This window comes from Salmonella sp. SAL04214, from assembly GCF_046550615.1.
GTDB lineage: Bacteria > Pseudomonadota > Gammaproteobacteria > Enterobacterales > Enterobacteriaceae > Salmonella > Salmonella enterica.
Genome location: NZ_JBGDXT010000004.1, coordinates 344714 through 363862, shown reverse-complemented (window position 1 = coordinate 363862; position 19149 = coordinate 344714). Strand labels below are relative to the sequence as shown.

The window sequence follows — 19149 nt, the reverse complement described above, 5'->3', positions numbered from 1 at the left end:
AGGACATCTAAGTGCCCTTTTATTTATTACACAGAGTAAAATAAATACGTCTGATTTTGTTTGACGGCTATCACGTTTCAGCGCCAGATAGCCTAAAAAGTATCATATTCTGCCAAAATGAGTTTCCGAATGTTTCCATAAGCTCGCTCACCGCCCCTTTTGTGGCGGTGAACTTTACGCGCTTTGCTTATTAATTACGAGCTTTAAAAAAACTCGTTTAACGGATTGATGACAGGCGAGACGCGTCAATATGGAACAGGCGAGCAAAGTTATCGGTGGTGATCTGCGCCAGTTCTTCAACGGCAACCCCTTTCAATACCGCCATATATTCTGCGACGTCGCGTACCATCGCAGGCTGGTTCTCTTTACCGCGATGCGGCACCGGCGCCAGATAAGGAGAATCGGTCTCGACTAACAACCGATCCAGCGGCACATAGCGCGCCGCATCACGCAACTGTTCAGCGTTACGGAACGTTACGATGCCGGAAAAAGAGATATAAAACCCCAGATCCAGCAATTTGCCGGCCGTTTCTCTGTCTTCTGTAAAACAGTGTAGTACGCCGCCGCAATCCGTCACTTTTTCTTCGCGCAGAATAGCCAGCGTATCGGCACGCGCGTCGCGAGTATGGACAATCACCGGTTTATGCAATTCGCGGCCAATCTGGATATGATGAATAAAAGACGCCTGCTGGCGGATTTTGGTCTCAGGCGTGTAAAAGTAATCAAGCCCGGTCTCGCCCATCGCCACCACATCGTCTTCTGCAGCAAGGAGGCGCAGTTCTTCTACGTCATATGCTTCATCCTGATTTAACGGATGCACGCCGCAGGAAAAGACCACATTATCGCGCTTGCCTACCAGCTCGCGCATATGGCGATACCCCGGCAGCGTCGTCGCCACCGCTAAACAGAACTTCACATCGCGCGCGGCGGCTTTTGCCAGCACATCGTCCACGTCCTTATGCAAAGATTGATAATCCAGACCATCAAGATGGCAGTGTGAGTCGACTAAAAACATAATGTCTCTCTCAAAGATGAGGAACAGGCAACAAGGTGCCTGGTTGCAGGTAATGCTCGATGCGGAGAATGAGATCGGTTAATACCAGTTCGCGGTTTAATCCGGTCACATGAAGTAATTGATCACGACAATGGCAAACATCGTTCAGGATTGCCTGAATACGCGCCGGGGATAGCGGCCCCGCCAGCGCGGCAACAACCGCGTCCGCATCAACGTTTGTCAGGTACGACGCGCCGTGCTGACGTTTCAGCGCGTCTACCAGCAGCGTCGCCAGCCAGTGCAGGCGCGCCGGGGCTTGCTCATGATTGAGCGCCGTTAATAACGCATACCAGTCGCCCGTATGCAAACTGTCCATTAACGCCTGACACAGCGCCTCACGCTGCGCCCAGCGTTCAGACTGCAACAGCGCCAGCGCGGCGCCGGGCGACCCCGCGTTCAGGCGTAGCGCCGTGAGCAATGCTTCTTGTGACGCCGTCACTTCTCGCGATAGCCATGACATCGCATACGATTCGGACGGCGGCGCCAGATGATGCAGCCGGCAGCGGCTGCGTAATGTCGCCAACAGACGAGCAGGCTCCGGGCTGGCAAGGAAAAACCAGGTTTGCTCCGGCGGCTCTTCCAGCGTTTTGAGCAACGCATTGGCGGCGGCGTCGGTTAATAGCGCCGCATCCGCAATCCACACCACCTTCGCGCCGCCCAGACGGGAGTGCTCGTACAATTTCTCGCTGACCTCGCGTACCGCATCTACGCCGAGGCTACTTTTGCCTTTATCCGGCGTCAGCGTGTAATAGTCCGGATGCGTGCCAGCCTGCATAAGCTGACAGCCACGGCAATGCCCACAGCTTTTGTGGCCCTCAGGCTGCTGGCATAACAGATAACGGCTCAGCGCATAGCACAGCGCCTCGTCGCCCATGCCAGGTAAGGCCTGAATCAGTAGCGCATGGTGCCCACGTCCCGCCTGGTAACTTTCTACCAGTTTTTCATAGGCGGGCCGTAACCATGGATACCATTTCATGCCGCTTGCTCCTGCACCCACTTCGTCACCGTGGCGCGAATGTCGCGCATGACGGCATCCAGCGGCTGGGTCGCGTCAATGGTGCGGATACGCGAGTCTTGCGCCGCCAGTTCCAGATAGCGCGCGCGAGTCCGGTTAAAGAAATCAAAAGATTCCTGCTCAATGCGATCCAAATCGCCGCGCGCTCTGGCGCGTTTTAGCCCGACTTCCGGCGTGACATCCAGATACAGCGTCAGGTCAGGGCGAAAATCGCCCAGCACGGCATCGCGTAGTGTCGCCAGCATGGTTTGATCAATGCCGCGCCCTCCCCCCTGATACGCCTGGGTCGAGAGATCGTGGCGATCGCCGATCACCCATATACCTTGCGCCAGCGCGGGTTTGATTACCGTTTCGACGAGCTGTACGCGAGCGGCATAAAACATCAGCACTTCCGCTTTATCGGTAATCACTTCGTCGCCTACCGATCGGATATCCAGCACCAGACTTCGTAGTTTTTCGGCAAGTTGCGTACCGCCCGGCTCACGGGTAAAAATCATGTTACGAATACCCAGTTGCTCAAGGGTCTCCACCACCACGTCGCGCGCAGTGGTTTTTCCGGCGCCTTCCAGGCCCTCGATGACGATATAATTACTGCCCATTTTTTTCCTTAAGCACTTTCAGGTACTCCTGCACTGACCGATTATGGCTGGCAAGATTGGTGTTAAATGTGTGACCGCCTTTACCGTCGGCCACAAAATAGAGATACGGCGTTTTCGCCGGATGCGCCGCCGCCTGCAATGACGCTTCGCTGGGCGATGCGATCGGTCCTGGCGGCAGCCCGGTTATGGTATACGTGTTATAAGCCGTCGGCTTTTCCAGATCCGCACGCGACAAGTTACCATTATAACTCGTCCCCATCCCGTAAATCACGGTGGGATCGGTCTGAAGGCGCATACCGATTCTCAGGCGATTAATAAAGACTGAGGCCACCTGATCGCGTTCGCTGGCGACAGCCGTCTCTTTTTCAATAATCGAGGCCATTGTCACCAGTTGGTTCTGATCTTTATAAGGCAGCCCCTCGGCCCGGCCTTTCCAGACAGTATCGACAGCTTTCACCATCTTTTGGTGCGCTCGCTTGAGAATAGCGACATCGCTGGTGTTGGCGGTATACATCCAGGTATCGGGCCAGAACCACCCTTCTACCCATTCCGGGTGCGCAAGCTTTAATGCCTGAGCGACAGTGGCGTAGTCATCATCCGGCAATGTATGGCGAATATACGGCGCCTCTCGTAGCTGTTTCAGGTAATCGCTAAGGCGCATCCCTTCCACAAACCGCAACGGGAATTGCGCTTCTTTGCCGCTCTCCAGCAACTCAAGCATCTCCCGTACGGTCATCCCCGGCGTAAAACGGTAAGTTCCCGCTTTAAAGTGCGATAACTCAGGCTCCACGCGCAGCAGCCACTGAAATACCCGGGGGCGATTAATGATTTTTTCATCATAAAGCTGGTCGCCAAGCGCCAGCCGCCCCGTTCCCGCCTTGAGCGTAAAGATAGTCTCGTTTTTAATAAGTAATGTACTGTTCGCCAGATGGCGAACTTTCCACATCCCCACGCCCGCGGCAATACCCAGCACAACCAACAGCAGAAGGAAAACGCCTGACAATTTTTTCATAACTAATTCGGATGCTCACAAAATGGGGCTAAAAATTGAAACAGTGTTCGCGAAGAATACGACGTCCCGTGATAGGCGCGTATGGGAATAATCGGCATTAGCGCGTTGCAAATGATAATCTCATCCGCCTGCCTGACTGCCTCCTCTCTCGCCTGTACTTCAAGAACCTGGAAAGGAGATTGCGCCAGTTGGCGTAAACAAAATTGTCGCATAATGCCGTTCACCCCAGCCTGATCCAGACGCGGCGTAAAAACAATGTCGCCTGTACGCCAGAACAAATTAGCCGCACAGCATTCCGTAACCCATCCCTCGCTGTCAAGAACCAGCGCCTCATCGGCGTCCGTCTGCTCAAGATGAGAGCGAATCAACACCTGTTCGAGGCGGTTCAGATGTTTTAATCCGGCAAGATAAGGATTGCGCCCAAGCGGTATGGGACTAAGGGTAAGAGTGATGCCTTGCTTACGCCACTGAGAATAATAAGCGGGATAAGCAGAAACGGAGAGGATTCGGGTAGCTGCCTGACAATTCATGGCGCTGTATCCCCGGCCGCCGCTACCACGGCTAATGATCACTTTCAACACGCCTGAATCATGCCCTGTGGCCAACATTGTCATCTCTTGCCGAAGGGTCGACCAATGGCTAAAAGCGATCCGTAATTTTTCACAGGCAACCTGCAAGCGCTGAAGATGCGCTTCCAGATGGCAAATGTTGCCATCAACAATACGTGCGGTCGTAAAACTGCCATCGCCGAACTGCGTCGCCCGGTCGCTTGCAGCAAGTTGATCCTGCGCATGGCCATTAATTAAAAACATAGTGGCTCCTTATCCGTCGCCTGCTAGTGTGGCAGGATGAATAACGCAGAACAAGAGGTGATATGCCTGATAAAAAAGGCCCGACAAGCGGACCTTTTTATTAATGTTTGTCTCTGGCTTAACTTAGATCTTTTTAAAAATCAAGGAACCGTTAGTTCCGCCAAAGCCAAAGGAGTTACACAGAGCGTACTCCAGATCGCTGACCTGGCGCGCTTCATGCGGCACGAAGTCCAGATCGCAACCTTCATCCGGGTTATCCAGATTAATGGTTGGCGGAATGGCCTGATCGCGTAGCGCCAGAATAGAGAAAATAGACTCTACTGCGCCTGCGGCGCCCAACAGATGGCCGGTCATCGATTTGGTCGAGCTCACCATCACTCGGCTTGCGGCATCGCCAAAGACTGACTTAACCGCCTGCGTCTCAGCTTTGTCGCCGGCAGGCGTCGACGTGCCGTGCGCGTTGACGTAGCCAATCTGAGCAGGCTCAATCGCGGCATCACGCAACGCGTTAACCATCGCCAGCGCAGCGCCTGCGCCATTTTCCGGCGGCGACGTCATATGGTAAGCATCGCTGCTCATACCAAAGCCGACGATTTCAGCATAGATTTTCGCACCACGCGCTTTTGCATGTTCGTACTCTTCAAGCACCAACATACCGGCACCGTCGCCCAGTACAAAACCATCGCGTTCTTTATCCCACGGACGGCTCGCCGCCTGTGGGTTATCGTTGCGGGTCGACAGCGCGCGCGCTGCGCCAAAACCACCTACGCCCAGCGGCGTACTGGCTTTTTCTGCGCCACCTGCCACCATCGCGTCCGCATCGCCATAGGCGATGATACGCGCGGCATGGCCGATGTTATGCACGCCTGAAGTACAGGCAGTCGCAATAGAGATGCTTGGCCCACGCAGGCCATACATGATAGTCAGATGGCCTGCTACCATGTTAACAATCGTCGACGGGACAAAGAACGGGCTAATCTTACGCGGTCCGCCTTTTACCAGCGAACTGTGGTTTTCTTCGATCAGACCGAGACCACCGATACCGGAGCCGATAGCGGCGCCAATACGGCTTGCGTTCTCTTCCGTCACTTCAAGGCCAGAATCCTGCATGGCCTGTACGCCAGCGACAATTCCATATTGAATGAAGGCATCCATCTTGCGCTGTTCTTTGCGCGAGATAATGTCATCACAGTTAAAATCCTTTACTAAGCCAGCAAATTTCGTTGCATAGGCGCTAGTATCGAAATGGTCGATCAGGCTGATGCCACTCTGACCGGCAAGGAGAGCTTTCCAGGTAGACTCTACGGTATTGCCGACAGGAGACAACATGCCCAGTCCGGTCACAACTACACGACGCTTAGACACGGTTGTCCTCCAGGGAGGGAAAATGATTCTAGTGGGACAAAAAGATAAAACTCAGGCGGTCGAACGACCGCCTGGAGATGTTCACTTACGCCTGGTGGCCGTTGATGTAATCAATGGCAGCCTGAACGGTGGTGATTTTCTCAGCTTCTTCGTCCGGAATCTCAGTATCAAACTCTTCTTCCAGAGCCATTACCAGCTCAACGGTGTCAAGAGAATCTGCGCCCAGGTCTTCAACGAAAGAAGCATTGTTGGTTACTTCTTCCTGCTTAACGCCCAGCTGTTCGCCGATAATTTTCTTAACGCGTTCTTCGATAGTGCTCATACTCTTAAATTTCCTATCAAAACTCGCTTTCGCGATGGTTTTCGTAGTGTATAAAATGTTGAAAAATTTGCAACTAAATCCCGGCAGGTCTTACCACGATTTTACGTTATTTTGCGGCCTTTCGCCCTAATAACGCAAATATTTTTCAATCGTGATTAAACCATGTACATTCCGCCGTTGACGTGCAGAGTCTCACCAGTGATGTAACTCGCTTCGTCAGAGGCTAAAAATGCAACCGCACTGGCGATTTCCTGAGCGCCGCCGAGGCGACCCGCAGGCACCTGCGCCAGGATACCCGCACGCTGATCGTCAGACAGCGCACGCGTCATGTCCGTTTCAATAAAACCCGGAGCCACAACATTGACAGTAATACCACGGGACGCAACTTCACGCGCCAGTGATTTACTGAAACCGATCAGGCCCGCTTTCGCCGCAGCGTAGTTTGCCTGACCTGCATTTCCCATGGTACCAACCACAGAACCAATAGTGATAATGCGACCACAACGCTTTTTCATCATAGCGCGCATTACCGCTTTTGACAGGCGGAAAACGGATGATAAGTTGGTTTCGATAATATCGTTCCACTCATCATCTTTCATTCGCATCAACAGATTATCACGAGTGATACCGGCATTATTAACCAGGATATCCACTTCACCAAATTCTGCGCGAATATTTTCCAGAACAGATTCAATAGATGCAGGATCGGTCACATTCAACATCAAACCTTTCCCGTTAGCACCTAAATAGTCGCTAATGTTCTTCGCACCATTTTCACTGGTCGCAGTCCCGATAACTTTCGCGCCGCGGGCAACGAGAGTCTCTGCAATTGCGCGGCCTATGCCACGGCTTGCACCAGTCACCAGCGCAATCTTTCCTTCAAAGCTCATGGTTTTCCTCTTTTATTGCGTAAGTGCCGCAGACAGCGCCGCCGGCTCGTTCAGCGCCGACGCTGTCAGGGTGTCGACAATACGTTTCGTCAGACCAGTGAGGACTTTACCTGGACCCACTTCATAAAGATGTTCAACGCCCTGCGCCGCGATAAATTCCACGCTCTTCGTCCACTGTACCGGATTGTACAACTGGCGAACCAGCGCATCGCGGATAGCGGCGGCATCGGTTTCACATTTCACGTCAACGTTGTTTACTACCGGCACCGTTGGCGCGCTAAAGGTAATTTTGGCTAATTCAACCGCCAGCTTATCTGCCGCTGGTTTCATCAGCGCGCAGTGCGACGGTACGCTCACCGGCAGCGGCAGCGCGCGTTTCGCGCCAGCGGCTTTACAGGCTGCGCCCGCGCGTTCTACCGCCTCTTTATGCCCGGCGATAACCACCTGTCCCGGCGAGTTAAAGTTAACCGGCGAAACAACCTGCCCTTCGGCAGATTCTTCACAGGCTTTAGCAATAGAGGCATCATCCAGCCCGATGATCGCAGACATGCCGCCAGTGCCTTCCGGAACCGCTTCCTGCATGAATTTACCACGCATTTCCACCAGACGAACGGCATCAGCAAAGTTGATGACGCCAGCGCAAACCAGCGCGGAGTATTCGCCCAGGCTGTGACCCGCCATTAACGCAGGCATTTTACCGCCCTGCTGCTGCCAAACGCGCCAAAGCGCGACGGAAGCGGTTAATAACGCCGGCTGCGTCTGCCAGGTTTTATTCAATTCTTCCGCTGGACCTTGCTGGGTGAGCGCCCACAGATCATATCCCAGAGCCGCAGAAGCTTCAGCAAACGTTTCTTCTACGATAGGGTAATTTGCCGCCATTTCGGCCAACATCCCAACGCTCTGAGAACCCTGACCGGGGAACACAAATGCAAATTGCGTCATGTTTAAATCCTTATACTAGAAACGAATCAGCGCGGAGCCCCAGGTGAATCCACCCCCGAAGGCTTCAAGCAATACCAGCTGACCGGCTTTAATTCGCCCGTCACGCACGGCTTCATCCAGCGCGCACGGCACAGAAGCCGCGGAGGTATTACCGTGCCTGTCCAGCGTGACGACGACATTGTCCATCGACATGCCGAGTTTTTTCGCTGTCGCGCTAATGATACGCAGGTTAGCCTGATGCGGCACCAGCCAATCGAGTTCTGAGCGATCCAGGTTATTAGCCGCCAGCGTCTCATCGACAATATGCGCCAGTTCAGTGACCGCCACTTTAAAGACTTCATTGCCCGCCATTGTCAGGTAAATCGGGTTATCCGGATTTACGCGATCGGCATTCGGCAGGGTCAGTAATTCACCGTAACGGCCATCGGCATGAAGATGAGTGGAGATAATACCCGGTTCTTCAGAAGCGCTCAGTACGGCCGCGCCTGCGCCATCGCCGAAAATAATGATCGTACCGCGATCGCCAGGATCGCAAGTGCGGGCTAATACATCGGAACCGACCACCAGCGCGTGTTTAACCGCGCCGGATTTAACGTACTGGTCGGCGATGCTTAACGCGTAGGTGAAACCTGCGCACGCTGCAGCGACATCAAACGCCGGGCAACCTTTAATACCGAGCATACTTTGAATCTGACATGCCGCGCTTGGAAATGCATGCGTTGCTGATGTGGTAGCCACCACAATCAAGCCAATTTGGTCTTTATCGATCCCCGCCATCTCAATCGCGCGATTCGCAGCGGTAAAGCCCATCGTCGCGACAGTTTCATTCGGCGCGGCGATATGGCGTTCACGAATACCTGTACGAGTGACAATCCACTCGTCAGAGGTCTCAACCATTTTTTCCAGATCGGCGTTAGTCCGCACTTGTTCAGGCAGATAGCTGCCAGTACCAATAATCTTCGTATACATGTACGCTCAGTCACTTTTCGGTTATATACCGTTACCTGTAAACGTCTGGCACGCTGGCGGCGCCGGGGAGACAGCGATATTATCTGTGCGCCCGCAGGTTTACGCCTTTGCCATCGTCCAGCGGTTCAAATCCGGCTGGGTATACAGATTCCAGGCGAGCGGCAATTCGCTGAGGAACTTGTCGCTGCACCGCCTGCACTGCCTGTTCAATCGCGACTGCAAATGCTCGCTGATTGGCCGCACCATGACTTTTTATCACCGTGCCGCGCAATCCTAACAGACAGGCGCCATTATACTGGTCGGGGTTGAGGTGACTGAATCGCCTCGTCAGGCTTTTTTGTAACCAACGTTTTAATAACAGCAGCCACCACGACCGTTTTTTCCCCTCGCCCTGTGATTTCAGCAGTGAAAGGAACATTCTGACAACCCCCTCCATCGTTTTAAGTGTGACATTGCCTGTAAAGCCGTCACACACCAGTACATCGGTTTTTCCCGTCAGTAACTCATTCGCCTCAAGGTAGCCGATGTAATTGATGGTTGGGACTGTTTTTAACATTAAAGAGGCTTCGCGAATACTGTCGAGGCCTTTGGTTTCTTCTTCCCCGATATTGAGTAGCGCCACGCGGGGATTTTTGATCCCGACGACCTCTTCCGCCAAAACGGCGCCCATCACGGCAAACTGCACCAGCATGGTACTGTCGCAATCGACGTTGGCACCCAAATCAAGCACTACCGTTTTGCCCTTTTGCTGGTGCGGTAATACCGTCACCAACGCCGGACGCTCAATCCCCTCAAGAGGCTTGAGCAATAATTTCGCCAGCCCCATCAACGCCCCGGTATTACCGGCGCTAACGCAAGCTTCGGCTCGGCCTTCTTTCACAAGCTCCAGGGCCACACGCATGGATGTCCCGCGACTGGCGCGGATCGCCTGCGAAGGCCGGGCATCACTGGCAATAACTGACTGTGCAGGGATAATCTGCAGACGCGAACGTTGTTCAAAGTCAGCTTTGGCAAGTAATGGCGTGATAATATCGGGATTCCCGACTAAAAGAAGAGTGAGCTGCGAATTAGCGTTCAGTGCCTGCAATGCTGCAGGCACCGTCACGGAAGGACCAAAATCGCCCCCCATGACATCTAACGCCAGGGTTAGACGTGTCAAGGTATCGTCGCTGCCTGGTTCGGTGTTCTCCGCTTACGCGGAGAAATCCTCACTAAGCTTTATCACGCTTGTACTCTTCGGCTTTTACACCACAGGCACGCCTGTGATGCAAAAGGCATCGAGTATCGCGCGATTACTTAGCGATGACCTTACGGCCGCGGTAGTAACCGTCGGCAGTGATGTGGTGACGCAGGTGTTTTTCACCAGAAGTTTTGTCTACAGACAGGCTGGTGACTGCGGTCAGAGCGTCATGGGAACGACGCATGCCACGTTTGGAACGGGTTGGTTTATTCTGTTGTACGGCCATGGACCTTACTCCTCAATTACGGTTTATCCCTGCGTCCGCGGGGAAGACCTATTACTTACGCTTTAAGCTGGCTAATACGGCAAATGGGTTTGGCTTTTGCGCTTCATCAGGCAGTTCGCCAAAGACCATGTCCGCCTCGGACACTTCACAGTGTTCAGAATCATGCACCGGAACTACCGGCAAGGCGAGGATGATTTCATCTTCAACCGTCGCCAGCAGATCGATTTCGCCGAATTCGTTTACCTCAATCGGCTCATACGCTTCCGGCAGTGCTTCAGCCTGCTCGTCGGAACGGACAGGGCTAAAACAATACGTTGTGTGAACCTGATGGGTAAACGGTTTCCCGCAACGCTGGCATTCGAGCGACACCGTAACGACCGCATCGCCAGTCAAAACGGCGAGACGCTGGTTATCGATAGCGAACGACATGGAGCATTCCACATCACTGTCCACACTGACTACAGATTCGGCAACGCGCTCAACCTGATCGGGGGTATAGATACCCTGGTAATCAAGGCGTTTTTGAGCGGTACGAACCGGATCAAGAGTCAGGGGTAATTTTACCTTTTGCATAGGGCGCGCATATTAACTTCGTAACGTCATATAGTCAAAGAAAAAGGCAGCCTGCGGTTGCCTTTTGCCAATAATTCGCACACATTGCGGGTTACAGACTTATTTTCGCTCAAGACGAGTCAGTATGACAGGCTTGAAGACCGAAGAGCATAGTTTAAGATGGCTCTCATCATTACGCTATATCTGAGGGAAAAAATATGCCCCGTCTCATCCTTGCGTCTACCTCTCCCTGGCGTCGCGCGCTGCTGGAAAAGCTGACGATTCCTTTCGAATGCGCCGCGCCGGATGTTGATGAAACCCCCATGCCGGGCGAAGCGCCGCGTCAGTTGGTGCTGCGGCTGGCGCAGGCGAAGGCGCAATCGCTCGCCGCGCGTTTCCCGAATCATTTGATTATTGGCTCCGACCAAATTTGTGTTCTGGACGGCGAAATCACCGGCAAACCGCTGACGGAAGAAAAAGCGCGTCAGCAATTAGCCAAAGCCAGCGGAAATATTGTGACGTTTTATACCGGACTGGCACTGTATAACTCCGCCTCCGGGCACTTACAAACCGAAGTGGAGCCTTTTGACGTTCATTTTCGCCATTTAAGCGAAGCGGAAATAGACGACTATGTCCGTAAAGAGCATCCGCTGCACTGCGCGGGAAGTTTTAAAAGCGAAGGTTTAGGCATTGCATTATTTGAGCGCCTGGAGGGGCGCGATCCGAACACGCTGATCGGCTTGCCGCTTATTGCTCTGTGCCAGATGCTGCGACGGGAAGGCTTCAACCCGCTACTGCAGTAAACGGATATTCTGTAGGTTTTTCAAATACCGCTAAAAGCCGTTTCTGCACGTGTTGGTAGTTATCTCCCGTTTATTGGGGAGCAGTTTCGACCGCTTCCAGTTCTAACCAACTGGAAAGCGCTTGTTGTGAACAATTTAGCGCCTGCCGATCTTCACTCTCTTCGTGCGGGCCCGTTTCCTGGTCAATCCATTCACCGACCAGAAAAAAAGCATTGGTATTACGAACCGATGTACGGTGCGTTTTATCCCATAGGGTATCAACAGCGGTATACGTGCGCGTTAATGAATTCCCCATCTCAGTTCAGTTTTGTAAAAACACATGTTCTCAATACTCGCCTGACGCGCTCTACGGCGTCAAAAGCGGCTTACGAACTTCTTCTCGCGAGCAACTCTCAGGACGTTTACTGTCCTGAAACCTTCCCCTTGCGACTCGTTAAATTCCATCTCGCGATGAGTTTACGCCCCCCTAACATTGCTTCACCTCACGACACATTCCTTTAATTAACGCCGCCAGCATCAGCCGCATCTTGTTGACTATTTATAAATTCAACCATCTGCTGAGTAAGATGGTTTATATCATTCTGCGTAATGAAAAAATTAAATTGTTGATCCTGAAAGTGTTCTTTTGCTGCCAGGTCGGCAAAAACCGCTTTTCCATTCGTTTCAAAGCGGACTTTATTTCCCTGTTTTTGCAGAAACTCGCCCATTGCGACCAGTTGGTCGAGCCGCTTTCCGCGCAGAAAATAATAGCGAGTCATCGTCTCATCCAGCGGTGTTACGGTTTTATTCCACGCAGCGTCAAAGACAGGCTTCACATCAGAGGGGAGCTTTAAAGCAGAATATTTTTTTCTGTTTTCACTACTCACATTTTTCAACCGAAGGATAAATCGATTGTTTACGTCACGAGCCACACGTAGCTCGTTCAGGAAAACCAGATTATCACGCTCAGACTGGATAACACCAGTGATCTTATCCTCCTGGCCGGTCTCATACACCACAGCAAAGATTTGCCCGTAGGCAGTTAATAGTACATCGTAGTCATCGGCGTAATGACCAAAAGCCTGACGTTGGGCTGGCGTCAACTCACAGACGCCCACCACGGGAGACGTAATGATTTGCGTATTCAAATACTCAACGAAAGCCCGTCGTGAACTATCGCCCTTCCCTTCGCAACCGGCCAACATCGCGATAACAAACGGCACGATAACGTATTTTCCCCAACGCTGAGTAAATGAGCGCATCCAGCTAGTATTGGCCATCTGTTCGTCCTTAAACACGCCGAAATCCGGATCGCAAGAATAAACAGTACACAACGGTAAAAATGCGTCGGATACAGCAAAACAAAAATATTATGAGAAAAGTGAGATTCGGGCAGATAACCTGCCCGAGAGAGGAACTATTTTGCGTTACGCAGCACCTGCAGACAGCGCTTCAGGGCGTTATCCATTGGCGCTTCAATGCGCATGACTTCGCCCGTTCCCGGATGCGTGAACTTCAACGCCGCGGCGTGCAGAAAGAGACGTTTAAGACCGGTTCCCGCTTCGGTAAGCTGTTGATCAAACTCACGGTCGCCGTAGCGATCGTCGAACGCAATAGGGTGACCGGCATATTGGGTATGGACGCGAATCTGATGCGTACGGCCCGTGACCGGGCTACAGCGCACCAGCGTGGCGAAGGCATAGCGCTCTTCCACCTTGAAGCGCGTTTCTGACGGTTTACCTTCCTGGCTCACGCGGACAATGCGTTCGCCGCTTTGCAGAATGTTCTTTAATAATGGCGCCTGTACGGTTTTAACGTGCGATTGCCACTGGCCTCGCACCAGCGCCAGATAATCTTTCTGCATTCCCTTTTCGCGCAGTTGCTCATGCAGCGAACGCAGCGCGGAGCGTTTTTTCGCCACCAACAGCACGCCGGAGGTATCGCGGTCAAGACGATGCACCAGTTCCAGGAATCGCGCTTCCGGGCGCAATGCCCGCAGCCCTTCGATGACGCCGAAACTTAACCCGCTCCCGCCGTGTACGGCGGTGCCGGAAGGCTTATTCAGCACCAGAATATGGTCGTCTTCATACAAAATGACGTCCGCCAACGCCGCCACTTTTTGCAAATGCGGCGACACGGCCTCTTCTTCGCGTTCAGCAACGCGAACCGGCGGAATGCGGACTTCATCGCCCGCTTCCAGTTTGTATTCCGGTTTAATGCGTTTTTTGTTCACCCGCACCTCGCCTTTACGCAAGATGCGATAAATCATACTTTTTGGCACCCCTTTCAATTGAGTGCGCAAAAAGTTATCAATGCGTTGCCCCGCTTCGTCAGCGGCGATAGCAACAATTTTTACGGATGGCGTTTCTGTTTTCATGGGGGGCGATTCTAAATAGCCTGTGAGATTCGCGCCACACATTTTTCTATGCTTATAGAGACGTCTACGCCAGCGGATGAACATTTTTCACTACGGTTTTGCTGGTTATTAAAGCGATTGGCTCACGCTGGTGAAAAAACTGTGAGTAAGCGGGTGATAAATGGTAAAAGTCATCTTGCTATAACAAGGTTAGCAGTGGAATAATGATGCGGTTTCCGCACCGAAACTTGTTAAAACAAAAAGTTTAGCGGAATAACCCATTTTGTCTGACCGATCATCAACGCAGCAATGGCGTAAGACGTATTGATTTTTCAGACAGTTAGCGGGCTGCGGGTTGCAGTCCTTACCGGTAGATAGGATCTTCTCTGGAGAGTAATGCCCAGGCTGCTTCCCTGATAATTGCGCTGTGTTTCCGTATGAAATACAGGCAACCGACACTCTGCGCCTCTTTGAGCTGACGATAACCGTGAGGTTGGCGACGCGAAATAGTCACGAGGCCATCGGTTCATGCCCGGTAAGGCGTCACCATGCCCGCAGCTTAGTCGTCAACGTAAGAATAATGAGTAAGTTACGATGAAAAGAATGTTAATCAACGCGACTCAGCAGGAAGAGTTGCGCGTCGCCCTTGTAGATGGGCAGCGTCTGTACGATCTGGATATAGAAAGCCCCGGACACGAGCAGAAAAAAGCGAACATCTATAAAGGCAAAATTACCCGTATTGAACCGAGCCTGGAAGCGGCTTTTGTTGATTACGGCGCAGAACGCCATGGTTTCCTCCCGTTAAAAGAAATTGCCCGCGAATATTTCCCCGCTAACTACAGCGCTCATGGTCGCCCGAACATTAAAGACGTGTTACGCGAAGGCCAGGAAGTCATTGTTCAAATCGATAAAGAAGAGCGCGGCAACAAAGGCGCGGCGTTAACCACCTTTATCAGTCTGGCGGGCAGCTACCTGGTGCTGATGCCGAATAACCCGCGCGCGGGTGGTATTTCCCGTCGCATTGAAGGCGACGATCGTACCGAGTTAAAAGAAGCGTTGGCCAGCCTGGAACTTCCTGAAGGGATGGGGCTTATCGTGCGTACCGCAGGCGTGGGTAAATCCGCCGAAGCGTTGCAGTGGGATTTAAGCTTCCGCCTGAAACACTGGGAGGCCATTCAGAAAGCCGCTGAAAGCCGTCCCGCGCCGTTCCTGATCCATCAGGAAAGCAACGTCATCGTACGCGCGTTTCGCGACTATCTGCGTCAGGATATCGGTGAAATCCTGATCGACAATCCAAAAGTGATGGAAATGGCGCGTCAGCATATCGCCGCGTTGGGCCGCCCGGATTTTAGCAGCAAAATTAAGCTGTACACCGGTGAAATCCCGTTGTTCAGCCATTACCAGATCGAATCGCAGATCGAGTCAGCGTTCCAGCGTGAAGTGCGCCTGCCCTCCGGCGGTTCCATCGTCATTGACAGTACCGAAGCGTTAACCGCCATCGATATCAACTCCGCCCGCGCGACTCGCGGCGGCGATATCGAAGAAACGGCGTTTAATACCAACCTGGAAGCGGCCGATGAGATTGCCCGCCAGTTGCGTCTGCGCGACCTGGGCGGCCTGATCGTTATCGACTTTATCGATATGACGCCGGTACGTCACCAGCGCGCGGTAGAAAACCGTCTGCGTGAAGCGGTGCGTCAGGACCGGGCGCGTATTCAGATTAGCCATATTTCCCGCTTCGGCCTGCTCGAAATGTCGCGTCAGCGCCTGAGCCCGTCGCTGGGCGAATCCAGCCATCACGTGTGTCCGCGCTGTAGCGGTACCGGCACCGTGCGCGATAACGAATCTCTGTCGCTGTCCATTCTGCGCCTGATTGAAGAAGAAGCGCTGAAAGAGAATACGCAGGAAGTCCATGCCATTGTTCCGGTGCCGATCGCCTCTTATCTGCTTAACGAAAAACGGACGGCAGTTAACGCTATTGAGACGCGTCAGGATGGCGTCCGCTGTGTCATCGTCCCGAACGATCAGATGGAAACGCCGCACTATTCCGTGCTGCGCGTACGCAAAGGGGAAGAAACGCCGACCCTGAGCTACATGCTGCCGAAGCTGCACGAAGAAGCGATGGCGCTGCCTTCTGAAGAAGAGTACGCCGAGCGTAAACGCCCGGAACAGCCTGCGCTGGCGACATTCGCTATGCCAGATGTGCCTCCGGCGCCGACGCCTGTCGAACCGGCGGTTAGCGTCGCCACGGCGAAAAAGGATAATGTTGCCGCCGCGCAGCCTGCCCAGCCGGGTCTGTTTAGCCGCTTCCTTAACGCGCTGAAACAACTGTTCAGCGGTGAAGAAACGAAAACCGTCGAAACAGCCGCGCCGAAAGCGGAAGAAAAAGCGGAGCGTCAGCAGGATCGTCGCAAGCCACGGCAGAACAACCGTCGCGATCGTAACGAACGCCGCGACACCCGTGATAACCGTGCCGGACGTGACGGCGGCGAGAGCCGCGACGATAATCGTCGTAACCGTCGCCAGGCGCAGCAGCAAAATGCGGAAACGCGCGATACCCGCCAGCAGGAAACGGCGGAAAAAGTGAAAACCGGCGATGAGCAGCAACAGACGCCGCGTCGCGAACGCAGCCGCCGTCGCAATGATGACAAGCGCCAGGCGCAGCAGGAAGTAAAAGCGCTTAACCGCGAAGAACAGCCTGTCCAGGAGACCGAGCAGGAAGAACGCGTTCAGCAGGTTCAGCCGCGCCGCAAGCAGCGTCAGCTTAATCAGAAAGTCCGCTTTACCAACAGCGCAGTGGTTGAAACGGTTGATACGCCGGTCGTCGTCGACGAACCACGCCCGGTTGAAAACGTTGAACAGCCCGTTCCTGCGCCGCGTACCGAGCTGGCGAAAGTTGATTTACCTGTCGTTGCCGATATCACGCCGGAGCAGGATGATAGCGTAGAACCTCGCGATAATACCGGTATGCCGCGTCGCTCCCGCCGTTCTCCGCGCCACCTGCGCGTAAGCGGTCAGCGTCGCCGTCGCTATCGTGACGAGCGCTACCCGACACAATCGCCGATGCCGTTAACCGTCGCCTGCGCGTCGCCGGAAATGGCGTCCGGTAAAGTCTGGATCCGCTACCCGATTGTCCGTCCTCAGGAAACGCAGGTTGTTGACGAGCAGCGTGAAGCAGATCTGGCGCTGCCACAACCGGTTGTCGCTGAACCGCAGGTTATCGCTGCGACCGTAGCGCTCGAACCACAAGCGTCGGTACAGGCGGTAGAAAACGTTGCCGTTGAGCCGCAGACCGTCGCCGAACCACAGGCGCCGGAAGTCGTCAAGGTCGAGACAACGCATCCGGAAGTGATTGCCGCGCCGGTTGATGAACAGCCGCAACTGATTGCCGAAAGCGATACGCCGGTGGCGCAAGAGGTTATTGCTGACGCCGAACCGGTAGCAGAAACCGCCGACGCGTCCATTACGGTGGCTGAAAACGTGGCTGATGTTGTCGTTGTCGAGCCAGAAGAAGAGACAAAAGCGGAAGCGGCTGTTGTGGAGCACACGGCAGAAGAAACCGTTATCGCACCGGCCCAGGTGGTGGAAAAGCCGCAGGACGTTGTCTGCGTTGACGACGATCATAACCACGCCAGCGCGCCGATGACGCGTGCGCCAGCGCCGGAATATGTGCCGGAACCCCCGCACCATAGCGACTGGCAGCGCCCTTCCTTCCACTTTGAAGGTAAAGGCGCAGCAGGCGGACACAGCGCCACACGTCACGCCAGCGCCCCGGCGACACGCCCACAGCCGGTAGAATGATGTAAATACCGATACAAAGCCGACCGCCAGGTCGGCTTTTTTATGCCCCTTACAGGGCGATGCCTCACCCCATGGCGTCTTTTAGTCACTCCAGGCGTTTATGAGATTGGGCGGGATAATACGTACGGATGGCGTCGCTACGGGCGCGACAATATGACCACTAACTCAATGACGACTAAAAAAATGCCCGCGCCGGGGTGGATGGCGCGGGCAGACAAAACATATCCAGTTTCGTGATATGTTTCAAAAAGAGGCGTTACCGGTTCAACTGGAAAAGCGACATTCCCTGCATGTCGGTAAACGTTTTATAGGACGCCTGTAATGCCGCCTGTTGCATGACGTAGGAGGAAATGACCGAGTTCCAGTCCACATCTACCAGGTTGCTCATCTGCAGCTTCTGTCCCAGCGCACGGTCGCTTCCCAGTGAATCCAGCGTACTGAGTTCGCTCAGTTGCGTTCCCAGTTCCGCACGAACGGTCAGGACGTTATTAAGCGAATTTTTTAAGCCGCGATTGGTTTTATCAATGGCGGCAGCGGCCTTTTCTTTTTCCACGTCATTGCCTTCCACCGGGGTCTTGAGCGCGGCAATTGCCGTATCGAGCATGACAAACAGATTCTTTTCGGAGTCCGAGCCATCCGGTTCCGGCACCGCATTGCTGGTGATGCTATTAAAAATTTGCGCTCCCGTATGGCCAATTACCATCGTGCGTGCGGAATCCACCTGCTGGGTAACACTTTTCTCGCCGCCATGATAACCACCTGTCGCCTGGTCGAATGGCGCCGCTTCCGTTTTATACCCGGCAAAGATATAGCGACCATTGCCGTCAGTGCTGTTTGCCAGGTTCATCAGCTGATCGCGGATCCCCTGTAAATCCGTCGCCAGCGACGCGCGGTCATCGTCGCTTAACGTGCCGTTTCCGGCATAGACGATTTTTTCCTGCGCGGTTTGAATCGCCGTCGTCACCTGACTGAGTACGCTTTCTTCCAGCGACACTTTTTGGGTGGCAAACGTACGCGCCAGGGCGTACTGGCTATTCTGCGCCTGCGCCTGAGAGAGTACTACCGCCTGCGACGCGGCGATCGGATCGTCAGATGGGTTGGTAACGCGCTTACCGGTAGACATCTGCTCGCCCAGCTTCATCCATTCGGCCTGAGAATTAGTGATGCCGCTCATATTTTGTTCGTACATCATCTGGGTACTGATACGCATGT

At 53.6% G+C, this 19149-nt stretch carries 19 protein-coding genes; 2 read left to right on the top strand and 17 right to left on the bottom strand.

Annotated features, from left to right (window positions below; genetic code table 11):
* Window positions 1-217: 217 nt before the first annotated feature.
* The 13 genes from ACLJQD_RS09935 to yceD form a co-directional block, all read right to left on the bottom strand.
* Window positions 218-1015 carry a metal-dependent hydrolase gene (locus ACLJQD_RS09935; protein ID WP_000480268.1) on the bottom strand — a complete coding sequence of 266 codons (798 nt, stop codon included), beginning with the start codon at window positions 1013-1015 and terminating at the stop codon, window positions 218-220.
* Window positions 1016-1025: 10 nt separating this feature from the next.
* Complete coding sequence (holB, locus tag ACLJQD_RS09930) at window positions 1026-2030, bottom strand: DNA polymerase III subunit delta' (RefSeq protein ID WP_000872450.1); 1005 nt, start codon at window positions 2028-2030, stop codon at window positions 1026-1028.
* A complete protein-coding gene (gene tmk / locus ACLJQD_RS09925) occupies window positions 2027-2668 on the bottom strand; it encodes a dTMP kinase (protein ID WP_000535396.1) in 642 nt (213 codons plus the stop codon). Before tmk ends, holB begins: the two co-directional genes overlap by 4 nt.
* The gene (gene yceG, locus ACLJQD_RS09920) at window positions 2658-3680 is read right to left on the bottom strand and encodes a cell division protein YceG (protein ID WP_000736459.1); all 1023 of its coding nucleotides are present in this window, start codon (window positions 3678-3680) and stop codon (window positions 2658-2660) included. The genes tmk and yceG overlap by 11 nt, the downstream gene beginning before the upstream one ends.
* Before the next feature lie 2 nt (window positions 3681-3682).
* Entirely contained in the window at window positions 3683-4492 is an 810-nt protein-coding gene (gene pabC, locus ACLJQD_RS09915) for an aminodeoxychorismate lyase (protein WP_000478649.1), read from the bottom strand.
* 123 nt (window positions 4493-4615) lie between these two features.
* Window positions 4616-5857 carry a beta-ketoacyl-ACP synthase II gene (gene fabF, locus ACLJQD_RS09910; RefSeq protein WP_000044664.1) on the bottom strand — a complete coding sequence of 414 codons (1242 nt, stop codon included), beginning with the start codon at window positions 5855-5857 and terminating at the stop codon, window positions 4616-4618.
* Between the two features lie 85 nt (window positions 5858-5942).
* Window positions 5943-6179, bottom strand: coding sequence for an acyl carrier protein (acpP, locus tag ACLJQD_RS09905; protein WP_000103754.1), 237 nt, complete (start codon window positions 6177-6179; stop codon window positions 5943-5945).
* Window positions 6180-6334: 155 nt separating this feature from the next.
* Window positions 6335-7069 carry a 3-oxoacyl-ACP reductase FabG gene (gene fabG / locus ACLJQD_RS09900; RefSeq protein ID WP_000007236.1) on the bottom strand — a complete coding sequence of 245 codons (735 nt, stop codon included), beginning with the start codon at window positions 7067-7069 and terminating at the stop codon, window positions 6335-6337.
* Window positions 7070-7081: 12 nt separating this feature from the next.
* On the bottom strand, window positions 7082-8011 hold the full coding sequence (gene fabD / locus ACLJQD_RS09895; protein WP_000191343.1) for an ACP S-malonyltransferase: 930 nt from the start codon (window positions 8009-8011) through the stop codon (window positions 7082-7084).
* A 15-nt stretch (window positions 8012-8026) separates the two neighbouring features.
* Window positions 8027-8980 (bottom strand): beta-ketoacyl-ACP synthase III, encoded by a 954-nt coding sequence (fabH, locus tag ACLJQD_RS09890; protein ID WP_000288148.1) that lies wholly within the window; start codon window positions 8978-8980, stop codon window positions 8027-8029.
* A gap of 79 nt (window positions 8981-9059) precedes the next feature.
* On the bottom strand, window positions 9060-10139 hold the full coding sequence (gene plsX / locus ACLJQD_RS09885; RefSeq protein ID WP_001518286.1) for a phosphate acyltransferase PlsX: 1080 nt from the start codon (window positions 10137-10139) through the stop codon (window positions 9060-9062).
* 133 nt (window positions 10140-10272) lie between these two features.
* Window positions 10273-10446 carry a 50S ribosomal protein L32 gene (gene rpmF, locus ACLJQD_RS09880; protein WP_000290727.1) on the bottom strand — a complete coding sequence of 58 codons (174 nt, stop codon included), beginning with the start codon at window positions 10444-10446 and terminating at the stop codon, window positions 10273-10275.
* Window positions 10447-10497: 51 nt separating this feature from the next.
* Window positions 10498-11019 carry a 23S rRNA accumulation protein YceD gene (gene yceD / locus ACLJQD_RS09875; protein WP_001174492.1) on the bottom strand — a complete coding sequence of 174 codons (522 nt, stop codon included), beginning with the start codon at window positions 11017-11019 and terminating at the stop codon, window positions 10498-10500.
* A gap of 197 nt (window positions 11020-11216) precedes the next feature.
* Here yceD and ACLJQD_RS09870 point away from each other — a divergent pair, with 197 nt between their 5' ends.
* Window positions 11217-11801: a Maf family protein gene (locus ACLJQD_RS09870; RefSeq protein ID WP_001137604.1), complete on the top strand. Its 585-nt coding sequence runs from the start codon at window positions 11217-11219 to the stop codon at window positions 11799-11801.
* Between the two features lie 70 nt (window positions 11802-11871).
* On the opposite strand, the gene ACLJQD_RS09865 is transcribed toward ACLJQD_RS09870, so the two are convergent.
* The 3 genes from ACLJQD_RS09865 to rluC all read right to left on the bottom strand — a co-directional run bounded on the left by ACLJQD_RS09865 (window position 11872) and on the right by rluC (window position 14157).
* Window positions 11872-12096 (bottom strand): hypothetical protein, encoded by a 225-nt coding sequence (locus ACLJQD_RS09865; RefSeq protein WP_000528430.1) that lies wholly within the window; start codon window positions 12094-12096, stop codon window positions 11872-11874.
* A gap of 202 nt (window positions 12097-12298) precedes the next feature.
* Window positions 12299-13042, bottom strand: coding sequence for a DUF3053 domain-containing protein (locus ACLJQD_RS09860; protein ID WP_077907215.1), 744 nt, complete (start codon window positions 13040-13042; stop codon window positions 12299-12301).
* 155 nt (window positions 13043-13197) lie between these two features.
* On the bottom strand, window positions 13198-14157 hold the full coding sequence (gene rluC, locus ACLJQD_RS09855) for a 23S rRNA pseudouridine(955/2504/2580) synthase RluC (RefSeq protein ID WP_000846319.1): 960 nt from the start codon (window positions 14155-14157) through the stop codon (window positions 13198-13200).
* Window positions 14158-14730: 573 nt separating this feature from the next.
* On the opposite strand from rluC, the gene rne reads away from it, so the two are divergent.
* Complete coding sequence (gene rne / locus ACLJQD_RS09850) at window positions 14731-17937, top strand: ribonuclease E (protein WP_017440966.1); 3207 nt, start codon at window positions 14731-14733, stop codon at window positions 17935-17937.
* A gap of 256 nt (window positions 17938-18193) precedes the next feature.
* Here rne and flgL read toward each other — a convergent pair whose 3' ends face one another.
* Window positions 18194-19147, bottom strand: coding sequence for a flagellar hook-associated protein FlgL (gene flgL, locus ACLJQD_RS09845; RefSeq protein ID WP_001223032.1), 954 nt, complete (start codon window positions 19145-19147; stop codon window positions 18194-18196).
* Window positions 19148-19149 lie beyond the last annotated feature (2 nt).